The 10169-nt window shown below is 70.9% G+C and carries 9 protein-coding genes and 1 pseudogene; 1 reads left to right on the top strand and 9 read right to left on the bottom strand.

The window, feature by feature from the left end:
- The 7 genes and pseudogenes from FV218_RS20530 to FV218_RS20560 form a co-directional block, all read right to left on the bottom strand.
- Positions 1 to 594 (bottom strand): annotated as a pseudogene (locus tag FV218_RS20530) (nonribosomal peptide synthetase MxaA); the annotation flags it as partial.
- A complete protein-coding gene (locus FV218_RS20535; RefSeq protein ID WP_147711356.1) occupies positions 594 to 1451 on the bottom strand; it encodes a DUF58 domain-containing protein in 858 nt (285 codons plus the stop codon). The pseudogene FV218_RS20530 and the gene FV218_RS20535, both read right to left, overlap by 1 nt.
- Positions 1448 to 2479, bottom strand: a complete 1032-nt coding sequence (locus FV218_RS20540) for a MoxR family ATPase (protein ID WP_056096310.1) — start codon at positions 2477 to 2479, stop codon at positions 1448 to 1450. The genes FV218_RS20535 and FV218_RS20540 overlap by 4 nt, the downstream gene beginning before the upstream one ends.
- A 319-nt stretch (positions 2480 to 2798) precedes the next feature.
- Positions 2799 to 3089 carry a methanol dehydrogenase [cytochrome c] subunit gene (locus FV218_RS20545; protein WP_056096307.1) on the bottom strand — a complete coding sequence of 97 codons (291 nt, stop codon included), beginning with the start codon at positions 3087 to 3089 and terminating at the stop codon, positions 2799 to 2801.
- Positions 3090 to 3178: 89 nt separating this feature from the next.
- A complete protein-coding gene (gene moxG, locus FV218_RS20550) occupies positions 3179 to 3784 on the bottom strand; it encodes a cytochrome c(L), periplasmic (protein ID WP_056096305.1) in 606 nt (201 codons plus the stop codon).
- An 83-nt stretch (positions 3785 to 3867) separates the two neighbouring features.
- The gene (moxJ, locus tag FV218_RS20555; RefSeq protein ID WP_147711357.1) at positions 3868 to 4740 is read right to left on the bottom strand and encodes a methanol oxidation system protein MoxJ; all 873 of its coding nucleotides are present in this window, start codon (positions 4738 to 4740) and stop codon (positions 3868 to 3870) included.
- Between the two features lie 163 nt (positions 4741 to 4903).
- Positions 4904 to 6787 (bottom strand): methanol/ethanol family PQQ-dependent dehydrogenase, encoded by a 1884-nt coding sequence (locus FV218_RS20560; protein ID WP_056096299.1) that lies wholly within the window; start codon positions 6785 to 6787, stop codon positions 4904 to 4906.
- 356 nt (positions 6788 to 7143) lie between these two features.
- Here FV218_RS20560 and FV218_RS20565 point away from each other — a divergent pair, with 356 nt between their 5' ends.
- Positions 7144 to 7998 carry a trypsin-like peptidase domain-containing protein gene (locus FV218_RS20565; protein ID WP_147711358.1) on the top strand — a complete coding sequence of 285 codons (855 nt, stop codon included), beginning with the start codon at positions 7144 to 7146 and terminating at the stop codon, positions 7996 to 7998.
- Positions 7999 to 8013: 15 nt separating this feature from the next.
- Here FV218_RS20565 and FV218_RS20570 read toward each other — a convergent pair whose 3' ends face one another.
- Together FV218_RS20570 and ada are read right to left on the bottom strand one after the other, a co-directional pair.
- On the bottom strand, positions 8014 to 8862 hold the full coding sequence (locus FV218_RS20570; protein WP_147711360.1) for a DMT family transporter: 849 nt from the start codon (positions 8860 to 8862) through the stop codon (positions 8014 to 8016).
- A 182-nt stretch (positions 8863 to 9044) separates the two neighbouring features.
- Complete coding sequence (gene ada / locus FV218_RS20575; RefSeq protein ID WP_147711359.1) at positions 9045 to 10145, bottom strand: bifunctional DNA-binding transcriptional regulator/O6-methylguanine-DNA methyltransferase Ada; 1101 nt, start codon at positions 10143 to 10145, stop codon at positions 9045 to 9047.
- Between the last annotated feature and the right edge of the window lie 24 nt (positions 10146 to 10169).

Genomic DNA, 10169 nt, shown 5'->3' on the forward strand with positions numbered 1-10169 from the left:
CGCCCGGAACGGCCCCCAGGCCCGGTCGCGGGCGAGCCCGGCGCAGGCCAGGAGGGCGAGGGCCCCGAAGCCCCCCGCCCGCCACCACAGGGGCTGCGCGTCGATGGCGGCGACGCGCCCGTCCGGCCGCATGTAGTCGGCCGGGTTCTCGCGGGCGGGCGGCACCACCTCGCGCAGGGGCGAGATGGTGAAGGACCAGGCCGGTACCTGCGCCGTGGCGGTGGTGGCGCCGTGGGCGCCGGCGCTCTCGAAGGTCACGGAAAAGCCCGGGATCTCCAGGGCGCGGACGTCGAGGGCGGCGTAGAAGTTCTGGTAGGTCAGGACGATCCGCACCCGCCGGGCATCGCCGGTGACGGTTTCCTCCACGCGAAGATCGCGCAGGTCGAGCCAGTAGGCCAGCGGCCCGGGCTGGGGCAGGGAGGCCGCCTGGAGGGTGAACCCCGCATCCACGACGAGGTCGGCCTGCGCCCGCACGACGTCGCCGAGGACGTAGCCGAAGGCGCGCGGGGTGCGGACCTCGACGGAGCGCACCTGGGCCTGCGCCCCGCCGGACACGGCGAAGAGGCACACGAGGACGGGGAAAAGGACTCGCATCAGGTCCCGATGAGGTGGCGGGTGAGGGCGTCGGCCTCGAAGCGGCCTTCGAGGCGGAACGGCGGGCGGCCGTAGGTCATGGCGATGCGGCGCAGGGTGTCGGTGCGGGCCCGCTCGTGGGCGAGCCAGCGCCGGCGCAGGGCCGGGCGCATGAACACGGTCCGGCGCCCGGCGCCCTCGAGGTCGTCGAGCTCCATCAGGCCCCAGGCCGGCAACCCCTCGTCCTCGGAGGCATCGGCCAGCACCACGGGCACGAGGTCGTGGCGGGCCAGGCTCGCGAACACCTCCGCGATCAGGGCCTCGGGCCAGCGGAAATCCGAGACGACGAACACGATCTTGGGCCGCCCGACGAGGCCGCGGCCGGCCTCGCGCATGCCGTCGGCCCGCGCGCCCGTGCAGGGCGCGGCCAACAGGCGGGCCTGGACCGAGGCGCCGATCCCGCGCCGGCGGGTCGCCGGCATCGACACGTCCGCGCGCAGGGCGCCGTCGCAGCCCATGAGGCCGAAGCCGTCGCCGATGCGGGTGGCCGACGCCGCGAGCCCCCCGCACAGGGCGGCGGCGAGGGCCATGCGGTCGGCCGCGCCGCGGTAGCGCATGGAGGCGGAGAGATCGACGAGGGCCCAGACCTCGATGGCCGTGCGGCTCTCGAAGCGGCGGACATGGGTGCCCTCGAACGGATCGCGCAGGGTCGCGCGCACGTCGATGCGGCGCGCATCCGGCATGCGCAGGAACGGCACCTGATCGCGGAAGGTGCCGAGCCCCCCGGCGTCGCGGCCGCGATGGGCACCGGCGGCGGTGCCCGGCACCCGCCCGCGCGGACGGTAGACGATGTCGGCCTGCGGATCGGGCTCCCTCACGGCGCCGGCACCGTGTCGAACACGGCGCGGCAGAGCTCGGGCACGATGGCGGCGCGGCGCATCTCGTAGACGGGTTCGAGGAAGACGCGGTGGGCCATGACCTCGGGGAACACGGCGCGGATGTCCTCGGGCACGAGCCAGTCCCGGCCCTCGAGCCAGGCGCGGACCTTGGCGGCGCGCACGAGGAAGGCGACGCCGCGGGGCGAGGCCCCGCCCTGCACCAGGGCCTCCATGTCGATGCCGGGAAGCCGGATGCCGGCGCCGCCGGGACGCACCAGGGCCTCCCACAGGCCGACGACGTAGGCCTCGATGGCCGGGCTCGCCTGAATCCCGTGCTGGATCGCCCTGGCGATGCCCGGGATGGCGGCGTGGTCCAGCACGTCGGCGTCGATGCCCGCGATGAGGGCGTCGGTGTCGTGGAAGCGCGGATCGAACACGAGGGCGCGGCGGCTCTCGGCGTCGCGCGGGGCCTCCATCCCGATCTCCATGAGGAAGCGGTCGCGGGCGGCCGCCGGCAGCTCGAAGGTCTCTTCCCGCTCGACGCGGTTGCGGTCGGCGAAGACCTGCAGGTTGGGGAAATGGTACTCGCGGTTGAACGCGGTCAGGCTGCGCTCGGCCATGAGGCGCAGGAGCAGGGCATGCACCTGGGGCCGGGCGCGGTTGATCTCGTTGAAGAAGAAGATCGACAGGTCCTCGGCCCGGCGCAGGACAGGTCCGGGCTCGACGCGGGGGCGGCCGTCCTCGGCGAGGTAGGTGTGGTAGATGAGGTCCGTCGGCATCATGTCGACGGTGCCCTCGACGCGCTCGTAGGCGCCGCCCAGCGCCCGGGCGACGGCCCGCAGCAGGGTGGTCTTGCCGACGCCGACATCGCCCTCGAGCAGCACGTGGCCGCGGGCGAAAATCGCGATGGTGAGGAGGCGGATCGCCCGCGCCTGGCCGACCACGGCGCCGCCCACGGCCCGCTCGAACCGGCCGGCGGCCTCGCGCCAATCGGTGAGCATCGCGTCGCCGGGGCGGGTCTCGTTCATCACGCGGGGGCCTTGAATCTTTAAGCTGGGAAACGGCTGCCCGGCATTCTGAGGCGGGAAATCCAACCGGGTTGCACGCATCCCCTCGCCCCGCTTGCGGGGAGAGGGTTTCGGACCCCTTGTCGGGTCCGAAACGAGGCGGCAGCCGAGGGTGAGGGGGCGGCTCCGCCTGAGGCTCGTCCGGCGAGCCCCCCCCGCACCTACGCTCCGGCTGCACTCACCGCAGACACGCCGGGGTGTCTGCGGTCCTCTCCCCGCGAGCGGGGAGAGGGGCCGGCGTTCGAGCGCGGACAGGCGAGGGTGAACGCGCGCCGTCGGCTCAGTTCGACGACAGCTTGGTGACGTCGTACTCGAACTTGCCGGACTTCTTGGCGGCCTCGATGCGCCGGGCGTTGCGCTCTTCCATGCCCTTGATCGACTCCGACTGCTTGTTCAGCTCCTTCGGGTCGTGCTTGGGGTCGTACTTCGAGCCGGCGATCTTCTCGGGGAAGCCGGGCTTGGGCTCCCAGCAATTGCCGGCGGCCTTGCACTTGGTGCCGTCGTAGGCCATCGCCGGGCTCGCCAGCACTGCGCCTGCACCCAGCGCCACCGCAAAAATGAACGTCCGCATGTTCGTCTCCTCCGTTTATGGTTGGCGCGGCGCGTGGGCCGCTCATCGTTCACCGCGCGCACGTCACGCGGCGTGACTTCCCAGGGACGCTAGTTCTCCAGCGGCTTGCACTGGCCCTTCACGTCCGTGGGGAAGGTCTCGCCCTGTTTGTAGGGCGTGTAAGCTTTCTTCTGGTCGGCGCTGAGCCAGACGGCGTCCTTGGCCGGACCGGTATAGAGATGGCGGATCCAGGCGATGGTCTGCAGCATCTCGTCGGGGGTCAGGTTCTCGTTGTGCGGCCCCATCATGCCGTTGGCGCCGCCGAAGATGGTGGCGAACAGGCCGGTGTCCTCGGTGTTGGACGGGTAGGTCCAGTAATTGTCGTTGAGGCCCGGCCCGAGCTTGCCCTCGGCCAGATGCCCGTGACAGCCCGAGCACGAGGTGGCGAACAGGGACTCGCCGTTGCGCAGGCAGGACTTGTCGTCGATGTAGAGGTTCTTGCCGGTCTGGAAGAACTCCTTCACGGCCGGCGTGTCGCGGCCGCCCTCCTTGCCCTGGGACACGTCGAGCTGCTCGCCCGTGACGGTGTTGCGGAACACGAACCCGCTCTGCGGGCCGGAGGCCGGCTGCGCCAGGGCGGAGAGCCCGGCCGAGAACCCGGCGGTGACGAGGCCGAGGCCGACGAATCCGGCCAGAAGGCCTTTGAGATGACGCATGAAATCGCTCTGATGGGGTTCTCCGACCGTCCGGTCGGGTTCTGGGCGGGCCGCCCCTGCGAGCGGCCCGGGGCTTGCGCGGATCAGTTCGAGGCGGTCGCGAGGGGCACCCCCTCCTGCTTCAGGATCGCGTCGATCTGCGGCTTGGCCTTGGCGATGCCGGCGTCGAGGGCGGCCTTCAGGGCGGTGTCGTCCCGGCGCACGCCCATGGACTGGTCGAAGCTCTGGGGCATCTTCTGGCCGTCGCTGCGCACGGTGTCGTCCGGCACCGGCGTCACCCGGAGCGGCGTGCCCGAATCCTTGACGTAGCGGGCGACATCGGGGCCGAAGGCCACGGCGACGTCGGCCTTGCCGCCGGCGACTTCACTGATCATCCGGGCCGGGTCGATTTGGGTGTACTGGTTGCGCGGGGCGCGGAAATTCACCAGCGAGTAGAGGTAGGCCATGTCCTCCTCGTAGCGGCCGATATCCTTCAGCATCGCCTCGCCGGGGGTGCCGAACCCCACCACCATGTGGTCGACGCTCTTCAGGCGCGGGTCGGCCCAGGACTTGATGTCGAGGTCGCGGTCGGCGCGGGTGATGAAGACGTAGCCGCTGCGGTAGTACGGCTTGGTGACGAGGACGCGCGGGTCGTCGCTGTCGAGGCCGACCACCACGTCGCAGAGCTTCTTGTCGAGGCCGTCGCGGACGAGGTAGATCGCCGGCTTCTCCGACCAGACGAACTGGACCTTGCGGCCCATGGCCTCGGCGACCGCCGTGGCAATCCGGTTCTCCAACCCCGATCCGTCCTTCAGCGAGAGGGGCGGCTGCACCGCCGCGCAGACGCGCAGGGTCTTGTCGTCGGCGGGCGCCGGCGCTTTCGCGTCCTCGGCCGCGTGAACGGAGGATACGAGACCCAGCGCCAGGAGGGAGGCGGCCGGGAGCGCCGCGCGGCGACGTCCGGTGACGAGCGACATGGGTGAGATCCGTTGTTCGGTTGTTTTCTGGGCTGCGCTCGGGCGGGGCATCTCGGGCGGGACATGGCGTGTCCTCGCGTTGGCCGTCGCGCGCGAAATCTCGGGCGTCGTGGGAACCCCGCCGGCCCTGAGGCCGGCGAGGTCCTGGTCCTGGGATCGAGACTTACTTCTTGGCGGCCGTCAGGTATTCGCCGACGTTCGGATCGTCGTACGGACCCTTGCCGTTGAGGGAGAACACCATCACGCCGCCGCCCATCTGGGTGTAGTTGGCGAGCTTCTTGAAGGCGCCCACCGCGCCGAGGCCGGCGGTCGGGTCCTGCAAGTCGAACACCAGGCCGACGCCCGGCCATCCGCCGACGCCGTAGTAGATGGCGACGAACTGATCACCCTTGTGGCTGTAGGTCATCGGGTAACCGATGGCGCCCGACGGCAGCTTGAACTTCCAGAGGAGGTCGCCGTTGTCGGAGTGACGGGCCTTGATGTAGCCGTCCAGCGTTCCGTAGAACACGAGGTCGCCGGCGGTGGCCATCGTTCCGCCCCACACGGCGAAACGCTCCATCTTGTCCCACTTATACTCGCCCGTGATGGCGTTGTAGGCCTTGATCTGGCCGAGACCCTCGTAGTTCTGACGGTCACCCTTCGGGCCGGGGTACATGTTCAGCGTCGCACCGACGAAGAACTGGCCCGCACGGTACGGAAGCATGAACGGCTCCCAGTCCATGCAGATGTGGTTGATGCCCATGTAGAAGAGCTTGCGCTCCGGATCATAGGAATCGTGGCCCTGGTTGTGGTAGCCCATGGCCGAGGGACAGACGTCCTTGGCGAGGTGGTCCATCCGGGTGCCGTACTCGGGATCGCGCACCGGCTGGCCGGTCTTCAGGTCGACGGACTTGAAGACGTTGACGGTGTCGTCGATCTTGTTGGCCGAGACGAGCGAACCGTCGGTCCGGTCGAGGGTATAGACGATGCCGTTGCGGTCCGGATGGGTGAGGAGCTTGCGATCCTTGCCGTCCTTGTCCTTCTGGTTCGACAGCATCATCACGTTGACGCCGGCGTAATCCCACTCGTCGTGCGGGGTCTTCTGGTAGCCGAACTTGGCTTCACCCGTATCGGCGTCGCGGCCGAAGATGGTCATCGTCCACTTGTTGTCGCCGGGACGCATGGTCTCGTTCCACGGCGCCGGGTTGCCGGTGCCGAAGTAGATCAGGTTGGTGCCGGGATCGTAGGCGTACCAGCCCCAGTTGGTGCCGCCGCCGATCTTCCAGGCATCGCCCTCCCAGGTGGAGGTGCCGAGGCCCTTCTGACCGTAATGGGCGTTCTTCACGTTGAAGTCGGGCCCGAGCAGCAGGTCCTTGTCGGGACCCGTGGCGTAGGCGCGCCACACCTGGGCACCGGTCTTCACGTCGTAGGCGGTGAGGTAGCCGCGCACGCCGAGCTCGGCGCCGGACGACCCGATGATCACCTTGTCCTTCACCACGTAGGGGGCGATGGTCAGGGTCGAGCCCATCTTGATGTCGGAGTTCTCGACCTTCCACACCGTCTCGCCGGTCTCGGCGTTGAGGGCGGCGACGTTGCCGTCGAGCTGCGTCTTCAGGATGAGGGACGGCACCTTGCCGTCACCCGGCCAGTAGGCGAGGCCGCGGTTCACGAGATCGCAGCAGGCGACGGCGCGGGCGGCCGGGTTCTGCTTGGGCTTGTCCTGCCACAGGATCAGGCCCGGATCGTCGAGGCCGAGGGCGAACGTGTTGTTCGGGAACGAGGTGTGGATGTACATCTTGCCGTCGACGACGATGGGCGCGCCCTCGTGGCCGTTGAGCAGGCCGGTGGAGAAGCTCCAGGCCGGCTTGAGCTGCTTCACGTTCTCGGTGTTGATCTGCTTGAGCTTGCTGTAATTGTCCGAGTCGTAGTTCTTGCCGGGCATGATCCAGTTTTCGTCGCTCTTCGACAGCTCGACGAGCTTGTCGTTGGCGGCCGCACTGGTGGCCATCCCGATGGGCGCCAGGGCCATCACGGCCAGCACCGACACGGAACTCAAGTACCTCATCATCGTGCGTCTCCTCAGCTGCCGCCCCGTCTATCGACCCTGCGGTCGTGCGTGGCTGTTTCTCCCGCCGTTTCGGAACATCGGCGCCGCGATCCTCAGAAGAACCGCCGCGCTCTTAAGCTTTTATCAGACTAGCGTAGTCTTATAAGAAGCTTATTACTGTCCCTTCAGCCCTTATTTCTAGCCATCTTCCTGTCGCAAAGTCTCTAGACGATCCGACATTTCTAGTCGGGAAACTTTGGCAAATAGAGCGTGAGGATCGCGCAGCGGCGACCCGTCGCTTGACCGCCCCCAGGGGGCCGTCGCACCACTGTCACAACGGCCCGGACGAACGGGCCGATGGCGGGGAGCGGGGAAAGATGGCGCCAAGGGCTGGGCGGAGACGCGCAACCGCGCGCGCGGGGATTCCGGACCGCCTTGGCATCGCCCTGGCGGCCCTGCTCTGCGCCGCCGGACCGGCCCCGGCGCAGGATTTTTCGGCATGGAGCTTGGCCGCCCTCTATCCGAGGGACGGACGCCGGGACCTCACGGGCGCGGATATCGACCGCTATCCGGGGGCGGGCGTGCTGTTCTGCCACGGGCCCGACGGCATCCCGCGCAAGGCGGCGGCGGCCTGGCTCGTCGGCGATCCGTCCGTGGTGGTGCTCAACGCCCACAACTTCCGCAATCGCCGCCTCGAGACCACCCGCGAGGTCGGCGACTGCTTCTTCCAGATCGGCGGACGCAACTACGACTTCGTGCCGGGCAGCATGGAGCTCGGGGCCGAACCGGCCGCGCAGGCGCTCCACATCACCGACGACTGGGCGATCCTGCGCCTCGTGCGGCCCGTGGAGGGCGCCCGGCCGCAACCCCTGCCGGCCGCCCCCGAGCTGGGGGAGGGGCCGATGCGGCTGCCCGTCGTGATGGTGTCCCCCGGCGGGCACGAGAACTATCGCGGGCCGGCGAGCCTCGAGACCTGCGCCATCCGTCAGGTCGATCCGCCGAGCGAGGGCGGCATCCGGCGCCTGCGCCACGATTGCAACGACGGTTTCGGCGGCTCGGGCTCGGGCCTGTTCGACGAGGCCGGCCGGCTCATCGCCATGCAGAGCGCCTCCCTCTCCATGAACGCCCGCAAGCCGTTCGACATCGAGTTCCACTACGGCTCGGCCCTGGCCTTCGAGGGCGCCCTGCTCACCGCCCTGCGCCGAGCGGTGGCGGGGCAGGCGGGTCCCTGAAGGCTTCGGCGTCCGTCAGCGCCGCCGGCCGAGGCGCTCGGCGATGGCGATGCCGCCGATGACGAGGCCGAGGGCCAGGGCGTCGTTCCAGCGGAACGGCTCGCCGAGGAAGACGACGGCGAGGCCGGCCCCGAAGATCGGCACGAAGTTGACGAACAGTCCCGCCCGGTTCGGGCCGATGAGCTCGACCCCGCGCATGAAGCCGAGCTGGGCCAGGAGGCTCGGCCCCAGGGCCACGAACGCCACGATGAGCCAGCCCTTCGGCGTCGGCCAGATCGTATGGCCGAGCGCCCATTCGGCGGCGAGGGGCGGCAGGGCGGTGAGGAAGGCGGCGAGCGCCATGGCGGTGAAGAAGGTCAGGCCGGAGACCTTCGGCCGGGCGCCGAGGGCCACGGTGTAGCCGGCATAGAACAGGCAGGCGGCGAGCATCAGCACGTCGCCGAGGTTGAAGCCGAAATGGGTGAGCACCCGCCAGTCGCCGTGGGTGGCCGCCACCACCGCCCCGGCCAGGGTCACGGCGACGCCGAGCGCCTGCGCCCCGCCCACGGCGACCCGGTGGACGCCGTAGTTGATGAGGATGACGAGGACGGGGATCGAGCCCTGGAAGAGGGCGATGTTGATCCCCGTGGTGTAGAGGCCGGCGGCGTAGAACAGGCTGGCGTAGAGGGTGTAGCCGCACGCGCCCATGAGCAGCACGTAGGGCCAGTGCGGTCGCAGGCGGCCCGACTCGGCCCGCAAGCCGGCCCGGGCCGGCAGGGCCAGGACGAGGCAGGCGAAGGCCCAGCGCAGGCAGGTGAGCACCTGCGGCGAGACCTCGCCCACGGCCCATTTGCCCGCCACCACGTTGCCGCCCCAGAGCAGCATGGTGCCGGCGAGGATCGGATAGGCGGCCAGGGCCGACGGCGGGCTCCCGGCGGGCCGGGCGGGGGAGGGCGGTGTCACGCGCAACGGATCGGGACTCCTCTTCACGGGCCGGGGTCCCTCTTCCCCCGCCCCGGCCCGGCGGACAAGGGTCGCGGACAAGGGTGGCCCATGCGGGACGGCCCTCACGCCGGGTCCGGTCCCTCGCCGTCCTCGGCCACGGGGGTCCTCTCCCGGGCCAGCAGCGCGGCCTTGCGGGCGACGCCCCAGCGGTAGCCCGAGAGCGCCCCGTCGGCGCGCACCACCCGGTGGCAGGGGATCGCCACCGCATGGGCGTTGGCGGCGCAGGCCAGCGCCACGGCCCGCACGGCGGCGGGCCGGCCGATCTCGCGCGCGATGTCCGTGTAGGTCGCGGTCTCCCCCGCCGGAATCGCCCGCAGGGCTTCCCAGACCCGCTGCTGGAAGGCGGTGCCGCCGATGTCGAGGGGCAGGGCGAGGCCGCCCTGCGGCGCCGCCACGAAGGCCGCGACCTCGGCCACGTGCGCCGCAAAGCCGGCCTCGTCCCGGGTGATCGCGGCCCGGGGAAACCGCGCGTGGAGGTCCCGGACCGGTCCCTCCGGATCGTCGCCGAGCAGGATGGCGCAGAGGCCCCGCTCGGTGGCCGCCACCAGGACGAAGCCGAGGGCACAGGCCGCCACGGAGAAGCGGATGGCGACGCCCGCCCCGCCCTTCCGAAACACGCCGGGCGCCATGCCGAGGCGCGGTCCGGCGGCGGCGTAGAACCGGCCCGCCGTGCCGTAGCCCGCCGCATAGGCCGCCTCCGTCACGGTGCCGGCCTCGGGCAGGGACGCGGCGAGGCGCCCCGCCCGCACGGCCGCGGCGTAGGCCTTCGGGGTCACGCCGGTGATCCCCTTGAACACCCGGTGGAAGTGGAACGGGCTCAGGGACGCGGCGCGGGCCAGGGCCGCGAGGGCAGGGGGCTCCTCGGCCGCCTCGATCCGCCGGCAGGCGCTCGCCACGGCCGCGGCGTGGCGCGCGGCCAGGGGCGGAGCGTCGGGGCGGCAGCGCAGGCAGGGGCGGAAGCCCGCGGCCCGCGCCGCCGCGGCGGTCCCGTAAAAACCCACGTTCGCCCGGCGCGGGGTGCGGGCGCCGCAGCCCGGCCGGCAATACACGCCCGTGGTGCGCACGGCGTAGACGAAGCGCCCGTCCGCCGCCGGATCGCGGGCGGCGACGGCGGCCCAGCACGCGTCCTCGGTGGCGGCCACCGAGCGGGGCCTCTGCGCCATCCTGCTCGGCGACGATCCGGAGGG

Origin of the sequence: Methylobacterium sp. WL69 (assembly GCF_008039485.1) — a bacterium.
Lineage (GTDB): Bacteria > Pseudomonadota > Alphaproteobacteria > Rhizobiales > Beijerinckiaceae > Methylobacterium.

Coding starts and splice junctions, on each gene's coding strand:
- FV218_RS20540 (WP_056096310.1), bottom strand. CDS start 2,479: ATGAACGAGACCCGCCCCGGCGACGCGATGCTCACCGATTGGCGCGAG.
- FV218_RS20570 (WP_147711360.1), bottom strand. CDS start 8,862: ATGCTGCTCTGGGGCGGCAACGTGGTGGCGGGCAAATGGGCCGTGGGC.
- moxJ (WP_147711357.1), bottom strand. CDS start 4,740: ATGTCGCTCGTCACCGGACGTCGCCGCGCGGCGCTCCCGGCCGCCTCC.
- FV218_RS20545 (WP_056096307.1), bottom strand. CDS start 3,089: ATGCGGACGTTCATTTTTGCGGTGGCGCTGGGTGCAGGCGCAGTGCTG.
- moxG (WP_056096305.1), bottom strand. CDS start 3,784: ATGCGTCATCTCAAAGGCCTTCTGGCCGGATTCGTCGGCCTCGGCCTC.
- FV218_RS20565 (WP_147711358.1), top strand. CDS start 7,144: ATGGCGCCAAGGGCTGGGCGGAGACGCGCAACCGCGCGCGCGGGGATT.
- ada (WP_147711359.1), bottom strand. CDS start 10,145: ATGGCGCAGAGGCCCCGCTCGGTGGCCGCCACCGAGGACGCGTGCTGG.
- FV218_RS20560 (WP_056096299.1), bottom strand. CDS start 6,787: ATGATGAGGTACTTGAGTTCCGTGTCGGTGCTGGCCGTGATGGCCCTG.